The sequence below is a fragment of the Arthrobacter sp. EM1 genome, assembly GCF_029964055.1.
In the GTDB taxonomy this organism is placed as follows: Bacteria; Actinomycetota; Actinomycetes; order Actinomycetales; family Micrococcaceae; genus Arthrobacter.
Genome location: NZ_CP124836.1, coordinates 3510997 through 3537770, shown reverse-complemented (window position 1 = coordinate 3537770; position 26774 = coordinate 3510997). Strand labels below are relative to the sequence as shown.

General features: G+C 64.5%; 17 protein-coding genes. 10 read left to right on the top strand and 7 right to left on the bottom strand.

What is annotated here, in order from left to right; all coding sequences use genetic code 11:
- The first annotated feature begins 19 nt into the window (after positions 1–19).
- Positions 20–1183 carry a ParB/RepB/Spo0J family partition protein gene (locus QI450_RS16370; RefSeq protein ID WP_226775568.1) on the top strand — a complete coding sequence of 388 codons (1164 nt, stop codon included), beginning with the start codon at positions 20–22 and terminating at the stop codon, positions 1181–1183.
- 3917 nt (positions 1184–5100) lie between these two features.
- Here the strand turns inward: QI450_RS16370 and trxA are convergent.
- From trxA to QI450_RS16345, 5 genes are all read right to left on the bottom strand, one after another.
- Positions 5101–5427 carry a thioredoxin gene (gene trxA, locus QI450_RS16365; RefSeq protein WP_226775569.1) on the bottom strand — a complete coding sequence of 109 codons (327 nt, stop codon included), beginning with the start codon at positions 5425–5427 and terminating at the stop codon, positions 5101–5103.
- Between the two features lie 40 nt (positions 5428–5467).
- Positions 5468–6424 (bottom strand): thioredoxin-disulfide reductase, encoded by a 957-nt coding sequence (gene trxB, locus QI450_RS16360; protein ID WP_226775570.1) that lies wholly within the window; start codon positions 6422–6424, stop codon positions 5468–5470.
- 142 nt (positions 6425–6566) lie between these two features.
- The gene (locus tag QI450_RS16355; RefSeq protein ID WP_226775571.1) at positions 6567–8093 is read right to left on the bottom strand and encodes an ABC transporter substrate-binding protein; all 1527 of its coding nucleotides are present in this window, start codon (positions 8091–8093) and stop codon (positions 6567–6569) included.
- A gap of 171 nt (positions 8094–8264) precedes the next feature.
- A complete protein-coding gene (gene murJ / locus QI450_RS16350; protein WP_226775572.1) occupies positions 8265–10319 on the bottom strand; it encodes a murein biosynthesis integral membrane protein MurJ in 2055 nt (684 codons plus the stop codon).
- Positions 10320–10379: 60 nt separating this feature from the next.
- Positions 10380–10928 (bottom strand): NUDIX hydrolase, encoded by a 549-nt coding sequence (locus tag QI450_RS16345; protein WP_226775573.1) that lies wholly within the window; start codon positions 10926–10928, stop codon positions 10380–10382.
- Positions 10929–11097: 169 nt separating this feature from the next.
- Between QI450_RS16345 and QI450_RS16340 the strand changes: the two genes are divergently transcribed.
- From QI450_RS16340 to QI450_RS16310, 7 genes are all read left to right on the top strand, one after another.
- Positions 11098–12564 (top strand): CCA tRNA nucleotidyltransferase, encoded by a 1467-nt coding sequence (locus tag QI450_RS16340; protein ID WP_226775574.1) that lies wholly within the window; start codon positions 11098–11100, stop codon positions 12562–12564.
- Entirely contained in the window at positions 12565–13149 is a 585-nt protein-coding gene (locus QI450_RS16335; protein ID WP_226775575.1) for a histidine phosphatase family protein, read from the top strand.
- Between the two features lie 650 nt (positions 13150–13799).
- Positions 13800–13940 (top strand): hypothetical protein, encoded by a 141-nt coding sequence (locus QI450_RS16330; protein WP_226775576.1) that lies wholly within the window; start codon positions 13800–13802, stop codon positions 13938–13940.
- Positions 13941–14123: 183 nt separating this feature from the next.
- Positions 14124–15593: a glycosyltransferase 87 family protein gene (locus tag QI450_RS16325; RefSeq protein WP_226775577.1), complete on the top strand. Its 1470-nt coding sequence runs from the start codon at positions 14124–14126 to the stop codon at positions 15591–15593.
- The gene (locus tag QI450_RS16320) at positions 15586–17025 is read left to right on the top strand and encodes an NAD(P)/FAD-dependent oxidoreductase (RefSeq protein ID WP_226775578.1); all 1440 of its coding nucleotides are present in this window, start codon (positions 15586–15588) and stop codon (positions 17023–17025) included. Before QI450_RS16325 ends, QI450_RS16320 begins: the two co-directional genes overlap by 8 nt.
- Positions 17026–17152: 127 nt before the next feature.
- Positions 17153–19141 (top strand): penicillin-binding transpeptidase domain-containing protein, encoded by a 1989-nt coding sequence (locus tag QI450_RS16315; RefSeq protein ID WP_226775579.1) that lies wholly within the window; start codon positions 17153–17155, stop codon positions 19139–19141.
- A gap of 43 nt (positions 19142–19184) precedes the next feature.
- A complete protein-coding gene (locus tag QI450_RS16310) occupies positions 19185–20867 on the top strand; it encodes an ATP-binding cassette domain-containing protein (protein ID WP_226775580.1) in 1683 nt (560 codons plus the stop codon).
- Positions 20868–20927: 60 nt separating this feature from the next.
- Here the strand turns inward: QI450_RS16310 and QI450_RS16305 are convergent, their stop codons facing one another.
- The gene (locus QI450_RS16305; protein ID WP_226775581.1) at positions 20928–21620 is read right to left on the bottom strand and encodes a GntR family transcriptional regulator; all 693 of its coding nucleotides are present in this window, start codon (positions 21618–21620) and stop codon (positions 20928–20930) included.
- Positions 21621–21765: 145 nt separating this feature from the next.
- On the opposite strand from QI450_RS16305, the gene QI450_RS16300 reads away from it, so the two are divergent.
- Positions 21766–23484, top strand: coding sequence for an L-lactate permease (locus QI450_RS16300; protein WP_226775582.1), 1719 nt, complete (start codon positions 21766–21768; stop codon positions 23482–23484).
- A complete protein-coding gene (locus QI450_RS16295) occupies positions 23484–26309 on the top strand; it encodes an FAD-binding and (Fe-S)-binding domain-containing protein (protein WP_226775583.1) in 2826 nt (941 codons plus the stop codon). The genes QI450_RS16300 and QI450_RS16295 overlap by 1 nt, the downstream gene beginning before the upstream one ends.
- A gap of 100 nt (positions 26310–26409) precedes the next feature.
- Here QI450_RS16295 and QI450_RS16290 read toward each other — a convergent pair whose 3' ends face one another.
- Positions 26410–26754: a hypothetical protein gene (locus QI450_RS16290; protein ID WP_226775584.1), complete on the bottom strand. Its 345-nt coding sequence runs from the start codon at positions 26752–26754 to the stop codon at positions 26410–26412.
- Positions 26755–26774: the final 20 nt, after the last annotated feature.

The window sequence follows — 26774 nt, the reverse complement described above, 5'->3', positions numbered from 1 at the left end:
CCAATGGAGGGATTTATCCATGAGCGATAAGCGACGCGGCCTCGGCCGTGGACTTGGGGCACTCATTCCAAGTTCCGCTGCGGCTTCAGGCAGTGGTTCCGCGCCGTCCCGCCCCGTGGATCTCTTCTTTCCGGAAGGCCGAAAGCGAACACCCGATGCAGGTGCAGCAGCTGGTGAATTAGTCCCCGCCGAGGACATGGTGGCGGCGCCGGCGGAGACGTCTTCGCCGGCAGCGGCAAACATTGATGGGTCGGCGCATACGTCCTCGAAGCCTGCTTCCGAAACCAGGAAGGCGCCGGTCCGCAAGGCGCCGGATGCTGAGACTGGTTCCCAAAGGCAGGGCCAGGACGTGGAGCTCGTCGAAGTTCCCGGGGTCCGGTTTGCGGAGATTCCGGTCACCGACATCCATCCCAACCGGAAACAGCCCCGTTCGGTCTTCGACGAGGACGATATGGCAGAGCTGGTGCATTCAGTTCGTGAAATCGGCGTCCTCCAGCCAATTGTTGTTCGTACTTCAACCGAAATAGGTGGAGAACCCTACGAGCTTGTTATGGGCGAGCGTCGTTGGCGGGCTGTACAGGCTGCTGGGCTCGAAACCATTCCGGCCATCGTGCGGGATACGACGGATGATGACCTGCTTCGCGACGCCCTCTTGGAGAACCTCCACCGCAGTCAGCTGAACCCGCTGGAAGAGGCCGCGGCATACCAGCAGCTGCTGGAAGATTTTGGCACCACACATGAACAACTGGCGGACCGTATTGGGCGATCCCGGCCCCAGGTGTCCAACACACTGCGTCTGCTCAAGCTGCCTCCACTGGTTCAGCGCCGCGTAGCTGCCGGTGTTATCTCTGCCGGTCATGCCCGCGCGCTGCTCGCCCTCCCCGACGCCCCCGCGATGGAAAGAATGGCCCAAAAGATCGTTGCCGAGGGTATGTCCGTCCGCGCGACGGAGGAAGCTGTAACGCTGTATCAGAACCCGACAGCGACACCGAAAAACAACATTCCGCGGCCCGGTGCACGGCACGAGCGCCTGGACTATCTGGCGTCTTCACTTTCTGACCGCCTTGATACCAACGTCAAGATCTCGTTGGGGGCGCGAAAGGGTCGTGTCAGTATTGAATTCGCAAGCGTGGAGGATCTAAACCGCATCATGGATGTCTTGACGCCGGGAGCGGCAGGATAGCGCATCAACGACACACTGGAAGGGGCCTGTTTCACGTGAAACAGGCCCCTTTCTATTGGTAGCGGTGGCGGTTCCAACGCCAGCAAGGTCTGCGCGGACCCGTTGGTCGTTTGGTGGCTCCTGCTATGCAGTCCAAATTCTGCGGACTCAGCTGCCGGGCCACGCTTGGAACCCGCTCAGTCGTTCAAGTGCCTATGGTGCAATAGCAAGGCTGTCCTGCAGTCAAGGGACGGAGCTGGCACGCATGCCAAATGCCCCCCCAACGACCATGGACGAACTGGAGATAAGAGGACATGCCAGCGGCAGTTTTCGGTGCCCATTCATTGATCCACGGTGTTTGCACGGAAGATTTGCGCCCGCGCTGAACACACGTTTCACGTGAAACATGGACGTCAATTCTCACGAAGGTGCTGCACCTGCTGGTGATGCCCTGTCGGCTGAAGCAGCAAAAGGCGCCCGTTCACCGAAGTCACGGCTGGAAATGGCAAATTCCTGCTGGCCCAACACAAAAGCACGTGCTGCCGCGGGCTACCCGGCCAGACGCCAATACTAACTATTGGGCTATCGCCGCAGTCAGCTGGTTGTTGCTTCGACAATTCCCGAAAGTGGAGACTGTGCCTCCGCACGCTGGCGGCCCGGCATCGAGTCTGCATTCAGCTGGCGGTCGGATCCTTCCTTGTCTCGGTTGATGGGGTATGGCACGGACTGGGGTACGGTAGACGGCGGTAGGCCCGGGTGCCGGACATTCACATAACCCCGCTGGATCCGCGTCTCATTGCAGCGAACCCAGGGCATGACCAACACGCCTGGCATCGCCGGGCGGTGATCGCCATGACTCACAATTGCAGGGCGCTAGGCTGGCAGGTCTTGGCCGCAGATCAAGGACAGGTGCAATTCGCAGCGGTCTAGGGGCCCCTAGGCCGCTCTCTGGACCCCTTGCGTCTCGGTTCTCGACAACTGCACTCCGCACCGCTCTATGTACGCCTGGAGGCCGTGCACAAGCCCTAGACAGGCATGCGGGCGCGCCCCCCATGAGCCGGCAGCGTGCCCACAGCTCCTTTCTGCCCACACCCTGTGGGCGACCTTCGTTGCCGTGCTGTTTCGTCGCGGGCCTTACCCGGCACAGCGGGTGGCACGGTGGTAGACCGGTTCTTTATGCTCGCGCCAAGCGACAGACATCAGTGTGAGTTTGGCGATGACGGGGCGCGGCTGGGGGTCTGCAAGCTTCGGGTGGCCGTCCGATCGTATGGGGCTTCGAGTGACGGAAATCGACGAGCCCCCCGTGTGGAGCTTTGAGGGTCGCTGCAGCCCAATCGTGTGTAGTGGCTATTCACAGTAGTTGTCCCGGCCGTCACGGACGTGAGCGAGTGCTCTTTTGATCGCGGGGTACCGTCACGTTTATCCGTGCTGCCACGGCTGCTGGACGGGGTGGCGGACGCCAGACATGGGCCGATAACGGATGCCTCCAGCTCGGCGGGTGATGGTGAAGATTGGGACCGCGTACCCGGAGGCTTCCCTGGGCTGTTGTGGTCGGCGGTGGATAACCCGGTGGATAGTGCTGTGGATAAAGCTGTGGATTACTCGACACACAGGTCAGGGCCGCGACGCTGCTGCCAGGGCCGTTGGAGCGCCAGCTGCGAGCTGCTTCCAACCGGGCGTTAGGACTCCCGTAGCGTTTCACGTGAAACATCCGGCGACGCTATTTTGGCGGCACCGAAAACGCTAGGCTGTGCTTACTTAATCCACTGCAGCTGGTTAATTTTCCACGAATATTCAGACAAGGTGCTGTTGATGCAAGCCACAATCTGTACGTGGGTCGATGACCAGGGACGGCCTCGAATCACGGGCAATGGCGCGAACCGAGTTAACGTCAAATGGCTCTCTGGGCGCCGACGCTTCGACCGTGTGATCAGTCCCTCATCCCCTGTGGATAACCCTGTGAGTAACCTCTGTGGAGAAGGCTGTGGGAATCTACCCGGTTTGGGGCTATTGGGTATGATCGGCAGTCTTAGTCCGCCTCCCTGCATCACCATCCGCGTGCCGCCAGGGCACACTGGATTCGGGAAGCGCTGGGCCAAATCCCGGTCGCTGCGGCACAGCCCATTCTTCGAGGGCAACAAGAGAAGTGGGGAGGTATCGGCTAGGCCTGCTTCCCTCAGCCTCCCCCATCGGATGCCCGGACCATCGTGATCTGGCGACCCCTGTCGAGGTACGTTCTAGGGTGTCCGAAGTGACATTGGAGGCCCGCACCAAAGGGTTCCGCTGAAGGCTGGGTATCAGTTGGCTGATGCAGCAGAACGCGGGCTGGACGATACCGCTTAATCCGTGGGCCCTCCCAAGAGATCCACGGCGGCCAAATGGCAAAATGATGTCGCTAGGGATGGTTCGGCCGGGCATTCCAGCCGGTCCTTGCAGGCGTTCTCGCCCGGCGGAAGAGAGAGCGCCCAGTGGACCTCTCCATCTACGGTGCAGTCCTCTCGGCGGCGGGGGGGTATCACGGTCCCCCTGTGGCAGAGTTTGCCGTATTTTCCTCGGGTTTTCTATTGTCAGTCCTTCACCGCAGACTGGAGCGCGAGGCACCGGCGTTCGCTGCAGGAGGTGCCGCGGATAGACGCGCGGTGCCCGAAGGACATCGGGACCCCAACTGCAGTACGAGGTCCTTGATCGTGGCCCGCACCGCCTCTGTGCCCCGTGTCCCCCAGCTGGCTGGCCCTGAAGATATTGGGCTCTGTACAGGAAGTGAACCCGCCCGTGCCGCCTGAGACTCCGCATCGTTTGTGACCGGAGACGGCGACGATGCGAGGGATGATGTGTTTCACGTGAAACATTGGCGTAGTTCCGGCGACGGCGTCCGGTTTACCCGGCGCTAGCGCCGCCCGGCCGCCGCTGCGATAAAGGCACTGACCGGGTGCCAACAATGGTAATCAGGAGTGATCCGGCTCCAGGGAGTCCATTGCGAAGGTTCCAAATTGGTTCCGGTGGGTCCGCCGCAGTTGAACCATCCTTTGACCCCCGATATCCGTGCCGAGCTCTCCTGAGAGGCTATAGGTGGCGTTGCGTCTGGATGTACAGGCAGCCCTCTTGGTTAGGCACGCAGTAGTTGGTGGTGCGGATCGCGACGGGTCAACACACCGTGGGAGTAGGCGCCTGCAATCAGGGGTGCGGACGTTTCACGTGAAACATATGCAGCCAGGTGAAACTGGCACCACGCTGTCCACGGAGGGCGGCTGAATATGTACTTCACCCCGCGGGGTGGAGGGGTGGACGCAAGCCAGGAGCGGGCTGCTGCCAGCTGGACAATCCGGCATTTGGGCACTTCCGCCGCGTATGGTGCGGCGCCTGACGCCGTTATTGGGCTCTTTGGCGGACACAAGCGCGGCCCGATCTGGCGGTGGCCAGGAACTGCAATCAGGTCGGACCAAGGCCCTATGGAGATGGTGGCTGGTCGCGACGTGGGTGTCTGTGAGACTCTTTTGAGATTTCGATAAGCGCGAGTTCCGAGAGTTCTGGTCACCGGCTAAGAGCTGACCAAACTGTTTCACGTGAAACGGAATTCACTGAGATCCACAGAAGTTCAACGATCCGGTCCGGCAGCAATACCTGCGCGCCCTACGTTGAGCGCCTTGGTATCAGCTCCGACCGTGAGGTCCCTGGTTGCACTACGTCCACCCCGTCACCGGCGAGGGAATGGAAAGCCCCAAGGTGTACAACGCTCGTGGAGCAAATTTCCCGGAGAAACAACCGGTAATTAATGCAGTTCGCGTCACGCGTCCCCGAAGCGTTGCCTATCGAGCTCGTGGGGCGGCAACGAGGAGCGAACGGGAGGTTGAGGCGGAGGGCCAAAATGGCCCCGCTTCCGGGGGGAAGGAGGGCCATTCTTGGTGTTGGCCGGTGACACGCACCGCCCCAAACTGGAATCAGGACAGAACGTCAGCGAATTCTTTCTCAAAGAACTGCTTGGGTCGAGCCCCGATGACGGTGCTCTTCACTTCGCCGCCCTGGAAAAGGTAAACAGCCGGGATCGAAGTGATCCCGTACTGGGCTGCGATTGCCGGGTTGTCGTCGACGTTGACCTTAACGACATCCACCTTCTCGCTGTATTCCACCGAGATCTCGTCCAGGATCGGACCAAGCTTGCGGCACGGTCCGCACCATTCGGCCCAGAAGTCCACGATGACCGGCTTGTCAGAAGCCAGTACATCGGTGCCGAAACTAGCGTCTGTTACTTCTTTTGCGTTGCTCATAGCCTTGTCCTTCTCTTCGGTTGATTTCTGCGCGCGCCGTTTAGGCGGGGAGGTCGGCCAGGTAGTGCTCGACGTCGAGTGCGGCTACACAGCCGGAACCCGAAGCCGTGATGGCCTGGCGGTATGTCGGGTCGATGACGTCGCCTGCCGCAAACACACCCTTGAGGCTTGTCTTCGAGGTGCGCCCGGCGACGGCGATGGTTCCCTCGGGAGTCAGGTCCAACTTGCCCTTGACGAGGTCCGTGCGGGGATCGTTGCCAATGGCCATAAAAACACCCGTAACGGCAAGTTCGGTCTCAGTGCCCGCCACAAGGTTCTTCAACCGAAGGCCGGTGACCTTGTCTTCACCGAGCACGTCCTCGACGCCGGTGTTCCAGACGAAGCTGATCTTTTCGTGGGCAAGGGCGCGGTCGGCCATGATCTTGGACGCACGCAAGGTCTCACGACGGTGGACCACTGTGACGGACTTCGCGAACTTGGTAAGGAACAGCGCCTCTTCCATAGCCGAGTCACCCCCGCCGATCACGGCGATGTCCTGATCCTTGAAGAAGAAACCGTCGCAGGTTGCGCACCAGCTCACGCCGTGGCCGGATAGACGTTTCTCATTGGGGAGGCCAAGCTCGCGGTAGGCCGAACCCGTCGACAAAATGATGGAGCGGGCGCGGAAGGTCTCCCCCGAGCCAGTGGTCACCGTCTTGATGTCGCCTTCAAGGTCCAGTTCTGTTACGTCCTCAAACTGGATTTCGGTACCGAACCGCGCGGCCTGCTTTTCAAAGTTTTCCATCAGGTCCGGACCCATGATGCCATCCGGGAAACCGGGGTAGTTCTCGACGTCGGTTGTGTTCATCAGCTCGCCGCCGGCGGTTACCGATCCTGCCAGGAGCAGCGGCTTCAGGTTGGCGCGTGCGGTGTACACCGCTGCGGTGTAGCCCGCGGGGCCGGAGCCGACGATGATGACATCACGTACTTCGGACGTGCTGTTTTCTGCGTTGCTCACTGAACGGTGAACCTCTTCCTTTGTCGATGCGCCCGCCTGGGTGGCCGGCCACATGGCACAACTACTGCTAAGCGTTGAATATTCCGGCCGGACACGGTAGGACGCATCGAAGGCCGGGGTTACTGACGGTGGTACTGAGGCGCTACTGGACTTTTATTTCCGCCAGGCGAAGCCCGAATCCGTAGCGCGTCTTGGGTGCAGCGAGCTTGGGCAGGGATTCAATCGAAACGATGACGTACTGGGCAGTCGCCGGCTCCGGCAGGGGCATCGTCAGGTCAGGGGAGGTGAAGCTGTTGCTGCCGACTTTTTTTGCACCATCGAGGGACGGGCGGTCGTTGGTATAAACACTGATGTTTCCGCCCGAGGCGCCCAATTGGCTCAGCGTCACCGACGAGACCTTGGCCGGGGCCTTCAGTTTGACTACGAGTGGAACCTCCGAGGCCAGCCCACCCCAGTTTTCGGTCGCAAATTCCATGTCCGACCAGTAGCTGGCTCCGTTGCCGTCGACGGTCTTGACCAGGTCGCCGTCGTACGTTCCGGCGAAGTCGAAGTTCCCCAGCCGGGTGACGCCCTCGACGGCGGGCGGGCCGGCGGCCTGCGAAGGGCTGGCGCTGGCTGACGTCTCCGTTGAGGTTGGACTGGGGGCGACGGTGGAAGAAGTACCAACGGCGGCGGGCTGTGGTGTGCTCTTGAAAAGGCCACCGAGGTTCGTTACGGCGAGGACCAGCCCGACAACAAGGACCGCTGCCAGTAGTCCACCGACCAGCCAGCGCATGGAGCGGGGCTCGCGGCGCGGCTCGTCGTCCGTGTCGTAGTCTTCCTCAGCAGCCGGATCCTCGGTATTGCGGGCTGAGCCCGGGAAAAAGCCCGGGGCGCGATCCGCTGCGGAGCCGGTGCCTGCAGAGACCGCCTGGTTTTGCCGGGGAGCGCGGTCGTTGCCGGTATCCGGGTGATCGTAATCGTCGTCAGACCACAGCGAAACCTTGGGTGATTCGGCGGGATCCTCCGCTGTGGTGCCTCGTTCGCCGGAGCCCGGGGCGCGTCCCTGGACCGGCTGGGGGGCTGTTACCTGCGGCGCAGCTTCTTGCGGCGCGGTCTCGGGGTCATTCGCGGTGGACGCCGCGGCGCCGCCGGCGATTGCAGCAGCGCCGGCAGCAGGCCCCGCGGTCGGACGTGAGGGCATTCGGGTCGCCGCTGCCGGGGGTGCGGCCGGCGGCTGGTTCGTCCCGTAGTTGATGTATCCCGCGTCTACGTCTTCCTCGTCGTAGAGTCCGTCGTAGGTTTCGGGCTCGCTGGAGCGGGGTTGCCCGAAGATTTCACTGCCCAGGGTGTCCGTGAAGAACGGTTCGACGTAGGGCGGATTGGCGGAGACAACCAGGTCCAGCAGGTCAGCGGCCGAGGCGTGGTTGGTGATGAGGTACGTCGTGTCGTCGCTGACACCAAGGTCCAGGATCTGCACACTGCCGGGACGCTCGCCGGTGGCGACTTCCCGTGCACTGTGTGCCACTTGGTCCGCGTTGCCGGGCCCGGCCACAAGGATGCTCACCGCACGGTTGAGTACCTGGTCCACACCGTCCAGCACCAGATCCTGGTCATGTGAGGTCAGTACTGTGGCAGTGACCTTGTAGCGGCCACCAAGTACTGATCCGACATCGATCGGGTGGGACACGGGCTCCTCCTAGACTGTCCGGGAGCCGCTGAACTGATCACGTCGTCAGTAACCGCAGATCGCCCGGTAAGCCGGTGGACCCTTGGTCTGCAACTCCCCTTGTTAGTCTTCGATCCTAGCCGATGCACTGTCCCGGCCGCGGACGCGCAGCGCTGCGAATCCCGCCGTCTGCTATTTTTTCTTCCTGCCGCCGAACGGAAAATAGGGGTTGTGGCCCACCGGGCCCTGGTACGTCCTGCGCCCGGGCAGGGGAACGTCACCGCTCAGGCCGCCCTCAGCGGTGCTGGGCAGGTCCTCGGCGGGGAGGTAGCCGCCGTCGGGTCCGCTGTGGGCTGAGCGTTCGTCCTGTTCAGCCAGATCGGGGCCGGCGCGGAAGGATGCGGCGTCGAATTCCCCGGAAATCCTCGGGATGAGTCCGGTATCCACCGATACTGTGGCGCGCTCCGGTTTCGGGTGCGCCGCCGCAGCGCCGTCGGGAAGATTCCCGGCATCCTGCGGAACAACCGACCGGCGGCGCAGGCGGCCGATCAGTGGCTGAAGCAGGTCGCTCAGCTCGGTCACCCGGAAGATCTTGAGCAGCAGCAGATAAGCCGCCAGCATAACTGGCCCGACGACGATGATGCTCACTAGGGCGGCAATGGGACTGCTCCAGGCGAAGCCATCGGGGGTGTAGCTGCCCAACAGCCACAGGGCAACCGCTCCGGCCGCCGCGGAACCCAGCGCGGCGTAGCCCATCCGAATGTAGGCATTGGCGATCCGCGGGCCGTCCAGGTGGCCCAGGAGGCGCCGCAGGAAGACTGCGCTGACGATTACGGAGAGGATGTTGCCGCCGGTGTACAGGAGTGCAATCGCGAAGATGATCTGGCCGAAGGGGAGGAACTGGATGGCAAAAGCGGTAACCACATTGACGATGGCCAGGACCAGTTGGATGAAAAACGGTGTCCTGGCATCTTCATTGGCGTAGAAGACGCGGGACATCATAAAATTGGCGCTCATAAACGGCGTGCTGAGGGCCAGGATGGTCAGCGTTTGGGCCAGCATAACGCCGTCCTGGGGCACCCCGCCGGAGAAGAACATGCCCAGCGGTCCGGCTAGGGCAAACAAGGAAAGGGCACCAAAAACCGTCGCCACGGCCATGGTTCGCAGCCCGTGCGAGAGCGCGTTGCGCAGCGCCACACGATCGCCGTCCTGCGAGGCACGCGTCATCCGGTTGAACAGCACAGTGGCCAGGGACAGGGCAATGATGGAATGCGGGAGCAAGTAAAGCTGGCTCGCCACCTCCAGCACAGCATTGCCCGGCAACGAGCCTGCGGCCGGATCCCCCGTCTGCTCCAGCCTGAGCCGTTCCGCGCCCGGGATCGTGGCGATACGCATGACATAGAGGAAAGCAAGCTGCCCGACGGCGGCCGTCGCGAGGGTCCAGACACTGAGCTTGGCGGCCTGGCCCAGCCCAACCCCGCGCCAGCCGAAACGCGGGCGCAGTCCGAGCCGGAGCCTGAACACCGGAATCAGCAGGATGGCGGTCTGGGCAATCACGCCAATTGTCGAGAATCCGGCCACCAGCACTGTCTGGGTCGAGTCCCAGGTGTCCAGGGTGTGAGAGTTGGCCGCATTGGTGCCCATAATCCCAATGAACATCCCCAGCCCGGCGATTGCCACGATGTTGTTCAGGATCGGCGCCCACATTGCCGGACCGAACGCTCCGTGGGCATTAAGGACCTGCGTCAGGAGGGCGTACAGGCCGTAGAAGAAGATCTGCGGCAGGCACCAGAACGCGAAGGACACCGCCAGTGCCTTCTGCTGCGGCGAGTAACCCTGAGTGGTCAGTTCAATGACCGAAGGCGCCAGCAGCGTTACCGCCAGGGTCAGGCCCAGCAATACCAGGACGGCCAGCGTCAGCAACCGGCTGATGTAATCAGCGCCCCGGTCGGCGGCCTTGCTTGCCTTGATGATCTGGGGCACCAGCACGGCGTTGAACACCCCGCCGGCGACCAGCAGGAAGATCAGGTTCGGCAGGTTGTTGGCATTGATAAAGGTGTCGTTGACGGTGGAGCCCAACCCGAGTGCGGCTGCCAGCAGCCACGTCTTGGCAAAGCCCAGGAAACGCGAAACCAGCGTGCCGGCGGCCATGATGGCGCTGGAACGGACTTCTCCGGATTGGACAGCTTGGGAGTCGGCAGGGCCGGAGGGCGCGGGGGTGGGTTTGGCAGATGACATTAGCTTCATCGTCTCACCCGAATGTGGCTTTGTGCGCTATCCGGGCCGCAATGCGGGGCGGGCGAGGCCCTAGCGGTGGTCCGGAAGGACATCCTTGGCGAGGTCGGCGATGCGGCGCTCGTTCGGGAAAGAAAGCTTCCGGGCCAGTTCGTGAATGGGAACCCAGGCGACGTCCACGGCTTCTTTATCCGGATCGTTCTCGATCGTCAGGTCACCGCCGGTGGCCTGCAGCAGATAATGGTGGACGGTTTTGTGCACGCGGTGTCCGCTGACCGTAAACCAGTAGTCGATGCTGCCCAGCGGGGCGAGGATCTTGCCCTCGATGCCGGTTTCCTCCGCGATTTCACGGACGGCGGCTTCCTCGTTGCTTTCCCTGCCCTCCGGGTGACCCTTCGGGAGGCACCATTCCAGCCGCCCGCCGCGGTTTAGGCGGGCAATAATCGCTACGCGGAGTTCGGCGTCGGTGGTGTCCACCACAACGCCGCCGGCCGAAATTTCCTCGACAGTAGGGAGGGACGCCTGCCCGGAGTGCTGCACCGGCGCGACGTTGGCACCGATTGCCGATGGCAACGGTGCGTTTGTCCTCCTGCCGGGAGCGCTCGGTACGGGGTGGGCCATGATGTCCACTCTAACGACTCTTGCCCGCACTTGATGACCTGAACATGGCAGGAAAGTGGACGCCAGGGAAAGTCGGACGCTTGTTCCCGCTCCCTCTGGGGGCCAGCAGCCGGACTCGGAAGGCTTTCGGTGTGGTGCTGGCCGGGATTTCTGCCAAGCTTAAGAAACTATGGCGCACGCACATCACGAGATTTACCCGCACACCGTTGATTTCCAGGTAGACCCGGTGGTCCTGGAGCTCGGGCAACGGTTTGTCGACGCCGGCCACGAGCTCTCCTTGGTGGGCGGACCCGTTCGCGACCTTTTCCTGGGCCGGACTTCCCCCGATCTGGATTTCACCACCGACGCCACTCCGGACCAGACAGTTGCCCTCATCAAGAAATGGGCTGATAACTTCTGGGAGATCGGGCGGGCCTTCGGCACCATCGGGATGCGCAAGTCGGGCTTCCAGATCGAAATCACCACCTACCGCGCCGAAGCCTATGATCCCGATTCCCGCAAACCCGTCGTTGCGTTCGGAAAGTCGTTGACGGATGACCTGCTGCGCCGCGACTTCACGATCAACGCCATGGCACTGCGCCTACCGGCGCTAGAACTCGTGGATCCATTCGGCGGAGTACGCGACCTGCAGGCGCTAATCCTCGCCACCCCGGGCGCGCCGGAAAGTTCCTTCTCCGATGATCCGCTGCGCATGATGCGTGCTGCCCGTTTTGCCGCGCAGCTGGGAATCACTGTGCACGGGGATGTCCGCGCCGCCATGTCCCGGATGGCAGAACGAATTACCATGATCTCGGCCGAACGCGTTCGCGATGAACTGGTCAAACTCATTTGCGCCCCGCACCCCCGGTCCGGAGTGGACCTGCTCGTGGACACGGGACTGGCCGGCTTTGTCCTTCCTGAGGTCTCGGCCCTGCGGCTGGAGGCGGATGAACACCACCGGCACAAGGACGTCTACCAGCACTCGCTCCAGGTCCTGGAGCAGGCGGCTGCACTTGAAACAGCCAGCGACGGCGCCGTGCCGGGTCCGGACTTTGTGCTGCGGTTCGCCGCGTTGATGCACGACGCCGGCAAGCCGGCCACGCGCCGTTTCGAAGCGGGCGGCGCCGTGAGCTTCCGCCACCACGACATGGTCGGGTCCAAACTAACGTCAAAACGAATGAAGGCGCTGCGCTTCGACAACGACACCACAAAAGCTGTGGCCAAGCTGGTGGAACTGCACATGCGCTTCTACGGCTACGGCGATGCCGGCTGGAGCGATTCTGCCGTCCGACGCTATGTCACCGACGCCGGTCCGCTCCTGGAGCGGTTGCACCGGCTCACCCGCTCGGATGTGACCACCCGCAACCAGCGCAAGGCCGAACGGCTTTCCTTCGCCTACGACGACCTGGAGGCACGGATTGCGGCGCTGCGCGAGCAGGAATCCCTCGAGGCCGTCCGCCCGGACCTGGACGGCGGCCGGATCATGGAAATCCTGGGACTCAAGCCGGGACCCGTCGTCGGCCGGGCCTACAATTTCCTCCTGGAGGAACGGATGGAGCACGGGCCGCTGGATGCCGATGTGGCCGAGGCCAAACTTCACCAATGGTGGGCAGCCCAGCCCGAGTCCGCCCTCCCACTTTCAACCGAGGAGTCCTAAGTGATTGCACCCTCCAACAGTCCCCGTCCGCAGCTGTGGATCCTCCGGCACGGCGAAACCGAGTGGTCCAAGAGCGGCCAATACACCGGCCTCACCGACGTGCCGCTCACAGTGGAGGGCGAGCAGCAGTCCGTTGAGGCCCGCAAGGTACTCGACGCCGTCGACTTTGACCTGGTGCTGACTTCACCGCTTCGCCGGGCCCGGCGAACCGCGGAACTGGCTGGATTTCCCGACGCGCAACTGGAACCCCTCGCGGTCGAATGGGACTACGGCGATTACGAGGGCATCAGTTCGGACCTCATCCGCAAGGACAACCCGGAGTACCTGATCTGGACCCACGACGTGCCCAACGGCGAATCGCTGGATGACGTTGCCGCGCGCGCAGACAAGATCGTGGCCCGGGTGCTGGAATCCGGCCTGGATAATGTGTTGATCGTGGCCCACGGACACTTCTCCCGGATCCTCACCGCGCGGTGGTTGGGGCTCGATGCGCACGAAGGACGCCACTTCGTCTTGGGAACCGCCAAAGTCTGCACACTCGGTTGGGATAAAAAGACGCCGGCAGTGGTCCGCTGGGGCCTATAAATACTGTTTATAAAACAACTCCAAGAAAGTTAATGAATTCACTGGTCAAACGCTGGATTCATAGTGTAATTTTAATTCTGACTCCAAGGCTTCCTGCCGGGGTCAAGGCGCAGGTCGCCCGGCCGATCAGCCGGAGCCACGGCACAACAGAAAAGGAGGTTGGGAGAAATGATTACTTTGACTAGCGGACGGATGTACCTCGTCACTGCCACCCCGGCCTCTGTCGCTGAGCCGCGCCCGAATTTTGGCCCGACTGTCTCCTGAATTTTCTGCTCGCGGCCTAGTTTCTTGTAACTGGGCCCCCAGCCGGGATAACACCGCCACCGCCCGTCCTGGCGGTGGCGTGACAACGGACCAAACCGGACGGAACCACGTGGTTTCGCAGCATCCCTAAAGTTCGGAACCCAGCTTCTTGTTGGGGTTGCCGCTTTCCGCGCCCAGGAGCCACTTTTTCGCTTTAGCGAAATTCCTTAAAGAGCCTCGGCTTTTCCGTGCCCCATTAAGGCCCTTTCTTCCTTATTTAACAGAGGCCTTAATTGTCATGCCCAATTACTCCCTATTCCAGTAGCACCAATGAAAGGTCCATCGTGACTATCGCCAGTACCACTCCCCGGCCGCGCGGCGCGAACCACCGGAGGGAGGTGACCGCCATGAAGAAGAAACTCCAGAGACTACTGCAGCTGAGCCTCAACCCTGGCCCACGGCGAAAGACGCAGTTCAACGGCCCGCTCCTGGACCAGAAGCGGGAAGATGTCTTTCTTACAATGCACCGGATCGGGTTCATCCGCTGAGGCAGGTTCGCGCCATCGAAGGAGGACCTGGTGCCTGACAACGGAACTGATCCGCAAGGAGCCCACGCGGCGACGCGTGGGCTCCCCCGTTAACTGCCCGTTCAGGAAACACCGGCGCCATTCCCGCGGGCACCGGCCCTGCCCGGCGCGGTCAGGCGCCTCCACCCCGGTATGCTCAGGGACATGCAGGAGACTAAGCCGCCGGAGCACCGCAGACGTGTCCGGCTGGTTATCCCCAGCCGCAGCGATGCCCTGCTGAGGAACTTCACGGAGCTGGTCGGCGGACCGATGGGCCGCCGCTGCGCCCCCGGCGTCATTTCCCCCGGATTTTTTACCGTCGAACGCGTCCTGATCATGCTGACCGTCCTGGCAGCCGTGCTCGGCATCCTCATCAAGTCCTACTGCCGCACCAGCGGCTGGGAAACCCCTGGTCAGTTCTACGCGACCTGCTATTCGGACTTCCCTGAGCTGTTCAAGAACCGCGGGCTGGGAGACGGTGCCTTTCCCTTCATCACCCCAGGGACTTTTTTCGAATACCCCGTCCTGATGGGATTCATCGCCGGCAGCACCGCCGTGCTGGTACCCGGCGGGGGCGTTTCTGCGGCCCGGATTCTTGCCTACTTTGACATCAATGCCACCCTGATCGCCGCCGTCTGGATCATTACGGTGCTCGCCACGGCACGGATGGCCCGCCGACGGCGGTGGGACGCGGCCATGGTGGCGGTGGCTCCCGGTATTATCCTGGCCGGAACCATTAACTGGGACATGTGGGCGGTTGGGCTGCTGGCTCTGGGCATGTATTGCTTCTCCCGGAACAAGCTCGTGCTGGCCGGGATCTTCATCGGACTGGGCACCGCAACCAAGCTCTACCCGCTGCTGATCCTGGGGGCGGTCCTGCTCCTGGCGCTGCGCACGGGAAAGGTACGGGCGATCCTGGTGACTGCCGGCGCCGGCGCTGCCGCGTGGCTGGCAGTCAATGTTCCGGTCGCCGCCGCTAACCCGGAGGGTTGGCGATACTTCTACCAGTTCACCGAGGACCGGCCTGCCGGCTACAGCTCGCCCTGGTTTGCCTACAACCTCGTCGCCGGCCGCCTCGGATGGCAACCCCTGCAGGCAGAGGCGATCAACACCCTCGCCCTGAACCTGTTTGTGCTCGCCTGTGTGCTGATCGCGGTGCTGGCCCTTGCAGCGTCCAGGCGTCCCCGGCTCGCGCAATTGGCGTTCCTGATTGTTGCCGCGTTTATCCTGACCAACAAGGTGTACTCACCCCAGTTCGTCATCTGGCTCATCCCGCTGCTGGCCCTGGCCCGGCCGAGGTGGCGGGACTTCCTGATCTGGCAGACCGTCGAGGGCCTGCATTGGGCGGCAGTCTGGATGTATCTCGGACAGGTGACGAGCGGTGGGGTCTCCCAGCACAATATTGATATGCCCTACTACGTCCTCGCGGTGGCCTTCCATATGATCGCCATTGGCTACCTGATGGTGCGGGTGGCGTGGGACATCTGGGACCCCGGCTATGACGTGGTCCGCCGCCAAGGCATGGATGACCCGCAGGGCGGCCCGTTCGACGGCGCGCCGGACAGGTTGCGGGTGGACCTGTTCCACCCCACTAAATCCGTTCTGCCCTGGCGTAAGGAATCAGCGGATGCCTGATGTCGCAGTTGTGGGATCAGGACCGAACGGGCTTGCCGCGGCCGTGACCTTGGCCCGCGCCGGACTGAAGGTGCACGTTTACGAGGCGGCGCCGACACTGGGCGGCGGCCTGCGCACCGGGGAACTGATGGAGCCCGGCCACTTTCATGATGTCTGCTCGGCAGTACACCCGATGGCCTTGGCCTCGCCTTTCTTCCGGCAGTTCGAGCTGTCCCGCCGGATCCGGCTGGAGGTTCCCGACGTTTCGTACGGGACACCTCTCGACGGCGGCCAGGCGGCCCTTGCGTACCGCTCACTCGAGCGCACCGCTGCCGGCCTGGGCCGCGACGGCGTGGCTTTCGCGCGGCTCATGGCCCCGTTGGTGGACCGTGCCGATGGCGTTACGGACCTGGCCTTGAACCAGCTTCTGCGCCTGCCCAAGGACCCGATGGCGGCGGCCCTGTTCGGTGCCCGGGTGCTGGAACAGGGCTCGCCGCTCTGGCGGGCACGGTTCCGGGAGGAGCTGGCACCGGCGCTGTTGACCGGCGTCGCGGCGCACGCAGTGTCTAAGCTGCCGGCCCCGGCGGCGGCCGCAGCCGGCCTTATGCTGGCGACGCTGGCCCACACGGGGGGCTGGCCCGTTCCGATAGGCGGATCCGCGGCAATCGCCCAGGCCATGGTGGCGGACATCAAAGCGCACGGCGGAGATGTGGAAACAGCTGCCAGGATCGGGTCCCTGGCGGAGCTTCCACCGGTCCGGGCGACGTTACTGGACGTGGCACCGCCGGGGCTGCTGGCTCTGGCGGACGGACGGCTCCCGGAACGGTACCGGCGCGCCCTGGAGTCGTTCCGGTTCGGCGACGCGGCCTGCAAGGTCGACTTCATCCTGTCCGGACCCGTCCCTTGGGCCGCGCCCGAACTGGCCGATGCCGGCACTGTCCACGTCGGAGGCACCCGGGCGGAGATGGCCGAAGCCGAAAACCTTGTCGCCGCGGGCCGGCATCCGGACCGGCCCTACGTCCTGGTCTCGCAGCCATCACGCTTTGACGCCGGCCGGGCACCCGCCGGCCGGCACATCCTGTGGAGCTATTGCCACGTGCCGGCAGGTTCCACCGTGGACATGGCCGAAGCCGTAACAGCCCAGCTGGAGCGCTTCGCCCCCGGATTCCGCGACCTCGTCCGCAGCCGCCACGTCACGACGGCGGCCGGCCTGGCAGGGTATAACGAGAACTATGTCGGCGGTGACTTCAGTGCCGGAATGATGGACCTCCGCGGGATCATCAGGCGGCCCGTCCTGGGCACCGCACCCTGGCGCACGCCGCTGCCGGGCGTGTACCTGTGTTCGTCCTCCACACCTCCGGGTCCCGGGGTGACCGGGATGCCGGGGTACCATGCTGCTAAATATGCCTTGAAGGACATATTCGGGCTCACGCTGCCTTCGCTCGCACTTTAGGCGTCACCCTCCAAGAGCCCGGCACAGGCCGGCCCAGGGTCCGCCGGCCTCCCGCTCCGGAACCCCTGATCGCCGGCAAGGACCATGTGACACGAGATTCTTCCGCTGGCCGGTGCATAATGGCGCGATGGGGAAATCATCAAAACTTTCACTTGCCCTGGTGGGGCTCATACTTGGCGGCTCGTTGGTGGGCTGCTCCGATGGCCGCGCCGGCGCGCAGGATGCGGCGAAACAGCTTGCTTCCGCTGTCGCGGCGCTCGACGTCGCGGCAGTGCTGTTCGAAGGCAAAGACTCCGGAGCGGCCAACGAACAGCTAAAAGAGGTGTTCAAGGCGCTGGATCCGGCCAAGCCTTCAGTCGTGACCGGCGAGCTGAAACTGGACAAGGACACCGCTACGATCCCGCTGGACTACAGCTGGAAGATCGGCACCGGCGAGTGGAAATACACCACCTTCGCCCAGCTCAAGAAATCGGGCGACAAGTGGCTCACCGTCTGGAACCCGGCGTCGCTGGTGCCCGAACTGGCAGACGGCGAAGTCCTCGGCACCATGTCCCAGTCGCCGGCGCGGGCTGACATCCTGGGTGCTGGGGACGCCAAGCTGGTTACCTACCGGCCGGTGGTGAACGTCGGCATCGACAAGCCCCGGCTGGGGACCGCCGATCCCGCAGCTTCCGCCACCCGGCTCGCCCAACTGGTGGGAGTCGACCCCGCCGCCTATTCCCAACAGGTCGCCGCGGCCGGTGCGGAAGCCTTTGTCCCGGCCATTACCCTGCGCCAGGACGGCCAGAGCATCACTGACGATCAAATTGCCGCGATTCCCGGGGCCCGGGCGATCGCTGACTCCCTTCCGCTGGCACCGACCCGAACCTTCGCCCGCGCACTTCTGGGCACCGTTGCCGAGGCCAACGCCGAACAAATTGAAAAGTCCGGCGGGGCACTCAAAGCCGGCGACACCACGGGAACCGGCGGACTGCAGCAGCAGTACGATGCCCAACTCCGCGGCACCGACGGCATCCAGGTCTTCGCGGAAAAAGCCGGCCTCTCCGCCGAAGAACGGCAAGGGCTGCTGAACGGCGGACGCCGGGGCTTGTTCCAGGTGGAGATCACGCCGGGGACGGCGCTGAAGACCACGCTGGACCCGGCCCTGCAACAACTGGCCGAGGATGTTCTGGGCAAGGTCGCACCGGCGTCGGCCATCGTGGCGCTGCGGCCCTCCAGCGGCGCGGTGCTTGCCGCCGCTTCAGGCCCGGGAAGCAACGGCTACGACACTGCCATGCTGGGCCAGTACGCCCCCGGTTCCATCTTCAAAATCGTGGATTCCCTGGCCATGATCCGCAACGGTATAACTCCCGATTCGATCGTTGAGTGCCCCGCAACATTGTCCGTCGACGGCCGTACCTTCAAAAATGCCGAAGGCTATCCGGCGGCTTCTCTGGGTTCCGTGACCCTGCGGGACGCTTTTGCGCACTCCTGCAACACGGCCTTTATCAATGCCCGCGATACTGTCAGCCAGGCCCAGCAGGAATCCGCGGCCACCTCCTTGGGCGTGGCCGTGGAAGCTCCCGGTCTTGGAGCCGGCGCGTTCCTTGGCTCCGTCCCCGGGACCTCCGAAGGCACCGAGCACGCCGCGTCGATGATCGGCCAGGGCAAGGTGCTGATGTCTCCGCTGTCAGCGGCCATTATGGCCGGATCCGTCGCCAAGGGCGCCCCCGTTACCCCGCAGCTCGTGCTGAATCCCAACGCCGGCGACGATTCCACCCGGGCGGGTGCGACGGCCGAGCCGACGACGACATCGGCTGGCCCGGCGTCGTCAGCTCCGGCTCCGGCGAAAACCTCGGGGACGCCGGTGACCGCGGCCGAGGCCGCCTTGCTCTCGGACATGATGCGGGCCGTCGTGACCTCCGGACATGCAGGCTTCCTCGCATCCGTTCCCGGAGCGCCGGTGGGCGCCAAGACCGGGACCGCAGAGTTCGGCAAGGACGATCCACCCAAGACCCACGCCTGGATCGTGGCGGTGCACGGCGACCTTGCTGTTGCTGTCTTCGTCGAGGACGGCGGACTCGGCGCCACGACCTCCGGCCCGCTCCTGAAGGAGTTCCTTACCGCTGCGGGCTAGGGGCGCCCCCGGCGGCGCGTGTGTGCCGTGGGAGGATGGAAGGGTGGCTCATATTGACGTTTCCAACATCGATTACTTCCTCTCCGACGGCACACAGCTGCTCAACGGTGTGACCTTCAAGGTTCCGGACGGCACTAAAACTGCTCTGATCGGACCCAACGGAACCGGCAAAACAACGCTGTTCAGGATCATCTCCGGAGACCTTGTCCCGGACGAAGGTGTGGTCGGGCGCTCCGGCAACATGGGAATTATGCGGCAGTTCGTGGGTCAGGTCCGGGATGATTCAACCGTCCGTGACCTTCTGGTCTCCGCCGCGCCTCCCGCCCTGGCAGCCGCCGCCCGCACCGTCGACGAGGCCGAACTGGCGATGATGGAGCACGACGACGAGCCCACCCAGATGAAGTATGCCCAAGCCATTGTGGACTGGGGCGACGCCGGCGGGTACGACGTCGAAACGGTCTGGGACGAGGTCTGTATGGCTGCCCTGGGGCTCCCCTTTGACCGGGCGCAGCACCGGCCCGCGTCCAGCCTCTCCGGCGGTGAACAGAAGCGCCTGGTGCTGGAGGCACTCTTCGCCGGCCCGGACCAGTTGCTGCTGCTGGATGAACCGGACAACTACCTTGACGTTCCCGGTAAGCGCTGGCTCGAGGCGAAGCTCAACGAATCGAAAAAGACAGTCCTATTCATCAGCCACGACCGTGAGTTGCTCAACAATGCAGCGGGCCGCATCGTTACCCTTGAACCGGGTATTAACGGTGCCGGGGCCTGGATCCACGGCGGCGGGTTCGGGACCTACGTGGAGGCCCGAGCGGACCGGAACGCGCGCTTCGAGGAGCTCCGGAAGCGCTGGGACGAGGAGCACGTGAAGCTCAAGGAACTTGTCAACATGTACAAGAACAAGGCCGCGTTCCGCTCGGACATGGCCAACCGCTACCACGCCGCCCAGACCAGGCTGGCGAAGTTCCTCGAAGCCGGCCCGCCCGAGGCGCTGCCGATCGAGCAGAACGTGCAGATGCGGCTCAAGGGCGGGCGCACCGCCAAGCGCGCCGTCGTCGCCGAGAAACTGGGCCTCACCGGTTTGATGAAGCCGTTCTCGACCGAAGTGTGGTTCGGCGACCGAGTCGGCGTCCTGGGTTCCAACGGCTCCGGCAAGAGCCATTTCCTGCGTCTGCTGGCCACCGGCGGTACCGACCCGGAGCGGGAGCACCTGCCGGTTTCCGACGTTGACATCGCCGAAGTGCCGCACGACGGAACGGTGAAGCTGGGCGCCCGCATCCGGCCCGGTTTCTTCGCCCAGACGCACGTCCGCCCGGACCTGCTGGGCAAGACCCTGCTCGAAATCCTGCACCGCGGAGACGAGCACCGCTCCGGGATGGGGCGCGAAGCCGCCGCCGGTGCACTCGACGGATACGGCCTGGCCCCGCAGTCGGAACAGAAGTATGAATCCCTCTCCGGCGGCCAGCAGGCCCGCTTCCAGATCCTGCTGCTGCAGCTCTCCGGCGCCACATTGCTGCTGCTGGACGAACCTACGGACAACCTGGACCTGCATTCGGCCGAAGCGCTGGAACGCGCCATCAACCACTTCGAAGGCACCGTCCTGGCGGTGACGCACGACCGCTGGTTCGCACGGACCTTCGACCGCTTCCTGGTCTTTGGCTCCGACGGCAAGGTCTACGAATCGGCCGAGCCCGTCTGGGACGAAAAGCGCGTCGAGCGCGCCCGCTAGCCACAAGCCCGCGGACGGAGTTCCTCGACGCGCCTTCCCTTGCTGCAGGTTTTGCGCCAACTACTCCGTAAACAGCCCGGACGGCTGTGCAGCCTCCGGGCCGGCGGTTCCTCCCATGGCAGCGACCAGCCGCTCACGGGCGCGCCCCAAGTGTTCGTCGAGGAGGACGGCGGCAGCCTCGCCCTGTCCGGCCCCGATCAGCTCGAGGATCCTCTGGTGTTCCGCCTGGATCAGCGCGGTGTCCAGGAGGTGGAGGGACTGAATCCGGACCATGCACAGCCGCACCTCACCCACGAGCGAGCGGTACATCCGGCTGATGCGTTCGTTGCCCACGGCGTCGATCAGGCTGGTGTGGAACCGCATGTCCGGTTCGACGACGTCGAGCGGAGCGCCGGTCTGAACCGCCGCGATGTCGCGGTTGGCCTGCACCGCCGCGGCCGGAACCTCCCGCGCGGTTGCGAGCCGGCGCAGCACTTCGCTTTCCAGATACGCGCGGGCGAGATAGATGTCCCGCACGGAATCCGGGCCGAGTTCGACCACCCGGGCGGTTTTGTGGGTCCCGCGGTCCAGCAGCCCCTCGCCGACCAGCTTCTCGATTGAGGCCTTCGCCGTCGGCCGCGCCACGTCGTAGGAGGAGGCGACCTCCGACTCCGTCAGGGCGTCCCCGGAGCCAAGCGCACCGGCAAAGATCCGGTTTCGCAGATCCGAGGCGACCGCGTCCACGATCGAGACTGCTGCAATTCGGCCAGGCACCGGAGCTCCCATTCCGCCAAGAGTTTCTTGATTCAGTCCCAATCTTGCCAGACAAGACAACTGGTCAGGCTTGACCAACATGTGCACTTGTAAGACAATCGAAGGGCGCCACGGTGTTGTGACGCCTAACACAATCTGGAGACTCATGTTTCAGCAGATCCTCGATCCCATTGCCGGGTCCCTGGTGATTTCGGCCCTTTGCGCGGCGCTTCCGCTCGTCCTGCTCTTCGTCCTACTCGGCGTCTTCAAGGTGAAAGCCCCCAAGGCGGCCCTGGCAAGCCTGGCCTTGTCCCTCCTGCTGGCCATCGTCGGCTGGCAGATGCCGGTGAACCAGGCCCTGAGCGCCACCGCGGCCGGCATTTTCTACGGACTGTTCCCGATCCTGTGGATCCTGGTCAACGCACTCTGGATATACCGGCTCACCGTGGCCACCCCGTGGTTCGAAGTGCTGGGACGCACCATCCGTTCCATCTCAAACGACCTGAGGATCCTGTCAATCCTCATCGCTTTCTGCTTCGGCGCCCTGCTGGAATCCCTGGCCGGATTCGGCGCGCCAGTGGCAATCTCCGCCGCCATGCTGATGGCAGCCGGCATGAAACCACTGAAATCAGCAGTGGTCTCGCTGCTGGCCAACACCGCTCCCGTCGCCTTCGGCGCGATGGCCGCGCCCATCATCGCCCTGAACGGCGTCACCGGCTTGCCGCTGCATGATCTGTCCTCCATGGCCGGCCGCCAGACGCCGTTCATCGCACTGATCGTGCCGCTGCTGCTGGTGTTCATCGTCGACGGCCGCCGCGGCGTCAAGCAGACCTGGCCCGTGGCCCTCGTGGCAGGCGCCGCCTTCGGCGTGGCCCAGTTTGTCACGTCCAACTTCTTCGCCGTTGAACTGACTGACGTTGTCGCCGCCGTCGTGACCGTGGCCGCGGTGCTGCTGATGCTGAAGTTCTGGCAGCCGACAGAAACTGTCGGGATGGACGGGTCCGCCGAGAGCACCCCGGAGGCTGTGCACGCCGCTGCTGCCGCAACGACCGGAAGAACTTCCCGGGACGGCGGTTCCGCCGCCAAGGGCTCCGTGGCCGCCGCCCCCGGCACCGGGGTTCCGATCGATAACTCCCGGCCCGAACCCCGGCAGATCTGGATGGCGATCGCACCCTACCTGATCATCATCGCGGTGTTCTCCGTCGCCCAGCTTCCGGCCGTCAAAACCTGGCTTGGCCAGGTCGGCAGCGTGACGTTCGCCTGGCCGGGCCTGGACATCACCGATGCGGCCGGCAAACCGGTTGCGGCCACCAAGTTCAAGCTCGACCACCTCAAGGCGACCGGCACCCTGCTGCTGTTTTCTGGGCTGATCACCATGGCGCTGTACAAGATCACGGCATCCCAGGGCCTGCGCATCTACAAGGAAACTCTGGTCCAGCTGCGCTGGACCATCGTTACCGTCACCGCCGTCCTGGGCCTGTCTTTCGTGATGAACCTGTCCGGCCAGACCACCACCCTGGGCTTCGCGCTGGCGTCAGCGGGCGGCTTCTTCGCCATCCTCTCGCCACTGATCGGATGGATCGGCGTCGCACTGACCGGCTCCGACACCTCCTCCAACTCCCTGTTCGGCCAGATGCAGGCCACCGCAGCGGCGCAGACGGGTCTGTCTCCGGTGCTGATGGCCGCCGCCAACTCCTCCGCCGGCGTGATGGGCAAGATGCTGTCGCTGCAGAACTTGGCCGTTGCCGCCGCGGCGGTGGGGCTTGACGGCGCCGAGGGGACCCTGTTCCGGAAACTCATCGGCTGGAGCCTGGGGCTCCTTGCGCTCATCACCGTGCTGATCTTCCTGCAGTCCACCCCCGTGCTCGGCTGGATGGTGCCCTGATGGCTCCCCTCGATTTGGCTGGCCTCCGCTCGGCAGTGCAGGACCCCGCCCAGGTGAAGACCCGGGCGATCGACCTGCACGCGAATGCCCATGACGCCTCGCACTTCCTGCTGATCCCGCAGGCCGTCGTCACGGCCGGGAGCGCCGCCGACGTCGGCGGTCTGCTGCGCGCCAGCGCGGCCCAAGGAGTGCCGCTGACTTTCCGCTCCGGCGGCACCAGCCTCAGCGGGCAGGCAGTCACCGATGGCGTGCTCGTAGACGTCCGACGCAACTTCAGGGACATCGAAGTGCTCGACGGCGGCGCCCGGGTCCGCGTCCAGCCCGGCGTCACCGTGCGGGCGCTCAATGCGAGGCTCGCCCGTTACGGCCGGAAATTCGGGCCCGATCCGGCCAGCGAGGCAGCGTGCACTATCGGCGGTGTGGTCGCCAACAACTCATCCGGCATGAACTGCGGCACAGTGGACAACACCTACCGCACCCTGGAGTCGCTGACCGTGGTGCTGCCCTCCGGCACCGTGATCGACACCGCGGCGGCCGACGCCGACCAGAAACTCCGTGCCCTCGAGCCGGAACTCCACGAAGGCCTGGCCCGGCTGGCCGCGCGGGTCAGGAACAATCCGGACTCCGTGCAGCGGATCCGGCAGCAGTTCTCCATGAAGAACACCATGGGCTACGGCCTGAACTCCCTGCTGGACTTCCAGACCCCCGTGGACATCATGGCCCACCTGATTGTCGGCAGCGAAGGCACCCTCGGTTTCGTGGCCGAAGCGGTCTTCCGCACCATCCAGCGGCTCCCGCATGCCGCCGCAGGCCTGCTGGTGTTCCCGGACCTCGAGGCCGCCAACGCCGCCCTGCCCGCCCTCGTCGCGACGGGGGCCGCCACCGTTGAGCTGATGGACGGGCTGTCCCTCAAGGTGGGCCAGACGCTCAAGGGAACACCCGCCGTCGTGCAGGACCTGGTCGTCCGGGACCACGCCGCCCTGCTCGTGGAGTACTCCGCCGGCAGCGCCGCGCAACTGGAGGAACTCCAGCGCCATGGCGAGGACATTCTCCCTGGCCTCGGGCTGTCCGCCCCCGCCCGGTTCACCGGCGACTCCCGGGAACGCGGCCAGCTCTGGCAGTTGCGCAAAGGCCTCTACGCCTCGGTCGCCGGAGCGCGTCCCCAGGGAACCACCGCGCTGCTGGAGGACATTGTGGTCCCGGTCCCCGTGCTGGGACGCACCTGCCGGGAATTGATCCGGCTCTTCGATAAATACAGCTACAGCAACAGTGTGATCTTCGGCCACGCCAAGGACGGCAACGTCCACTTTATGCTCACGGACGGCTTCGCCACCGCGGCCGAACTGGACCGCTACGGCGCGTTCACCGAAGACATGGTGGACCTGGTCCTGGCCGAGGGCGGATCGTTGAAGGCAGAGCACGGGACCGGGCGAGTCATGGCCCCCTACGTCCGACGGCAGTACGGGGATGAGCTCTACGACGTCATGCGCACCGTCAAGCGGCTCTTCGACCCCGCCGGGATGCTCAACCCGGGCGTATTGATGGATGAGGATCCGCTGGCGCATCTGCGCCATATCAAGACGGCGCCGCCCGTCGCGGAGGAAGTGGACCGCTGCGTCTCCTGCGGCTACTGCGAGCCGGTGTGCCCCAGCAAGGACATCACCCTTACGCCGCGGCAGCGCATCGTCACGCTGCGCGCCATCGAATCCGCGCGGCTGGCCGGGGACACGGTGCTGGTCAAGGAGCTGGAAAAGGACTACGAGTACGAATCCGTGGACACCTGCGCCGTGGACGGGATGTGCCAGACCGCCTGCCCCGTGGACATCAACACCGGATCGCTCGTGAAACGCCTGCGGAAGGCCGACGCCGGTCCGCTCGCCAACGGTGCCTGGAACGCCGCCGCCAAGCACTGGGAGGGCGTTACGCGCGGCGCCTCCCTGGCGCTGACGGTCGTCAACAAGCTCCCGGCCGCTGCCATCGCCGCACCCAACCACGCAGCGCGGGCAGTGCTCGGGAAAGATACGGTGCCGCTGTATTCCGCCGAACTGCCCGGCGGCGGCCCGGTGCGCAAGCGTCAGGCCCCGGCGGGGGAAGTTGACGCCGTCTACTTCCCGGCCTGTGTTGGCGCTATGTTCGGACCGGCAGGAGCCGGTCCTGACGGTCAGGGACGCGGCGTCCAGTACAGCTTCGAACAACTCTGTGCCCGGGCCGGGCTCACCCTCCTCGTACCCGAAGGCATCGATGGCCTGTGCTGCGGCACGCCCTGGTCCTCGAAAGGCATGGCGGCGGGCCAAAGAACGATGAGGGAGAAGACCCTGGCCGCCCTCCGGGAGGCGACCCGGGAGGGGGAGCTTCCAATCGTGTGCGACGCGTCCTCCTGCACCGAGGGCCTGCGCCAGGCGGTGGAATCGGACGCACCCGCGGCAGGGCAGCGCGCCCTGCGGATGCTGGACGCCGTGGACTTCGCCGCGGAACGGATCCTGCCCCGGCTGCCCGGCCACGAGAAGCTGGAGTCACTGGCGCTCCATCCCACCTGCTCGTCCACCCGGATGGGCCTCAACGATGCCCTGGGCGCCGTCGCCGGCGCCGTGGCGGACCGGGTTGAGATCCCGGAAAACTGGGGCTGCTGCGCGTTCGCCGGGGATCGGGGCATGCTGCACCCGGAACTGACAGCGTCGGCGACCGCGAAACAGGCTGCGGAAGTGGCCGACATGGAAGCCGCCGCCCACGCCTCCTGCAACCGGACCTGCGAACTGGGCATGACCCGGGCCACGGGTGCCCAGTACAGGCACGTGCTCGAGCTGCTGGAAGAGGTCACGCGGTAGACAGAACGCTCCCTCCTTTCCTGCACGTTTTGCGCCAACGCTCTCTCACGGGATGGGAGAGCGTTGGCGTTTTTCGTGCGAAAGGTGAGAGAGCGTTGGGCTATTTGAAGGTCTTGCGCTTGGTTTCGGTGCCGTCCGGGGCGTAGGTGATCCATTCGCCAGTCTTCCGTCCGACGTCGAAGGATCCCTCGTCCAACAGCTCGCCGCTGCGGTGCCACCGCTGCCAGAAGCCGTCCTGCTGCCCGTCCCGGAATGCCCCCTTCTGCAGCAGTCCGCCTCCTTCGCGGTACCAGACGCAGTCGCCGTTGAGCTGTCCGCGACGGTAACCTGCCTCGGCTTTGACTTGGCCGCTGCGGAAGTAAAAGACCCACCGGCCGTGGCGTTCGCCGTCGAGGTACTCCCCGGCGCCGGAGACCCTGCCGTCCGTAAATAGTTCTTCAGCCATAACGCCAGAATACATTTGCG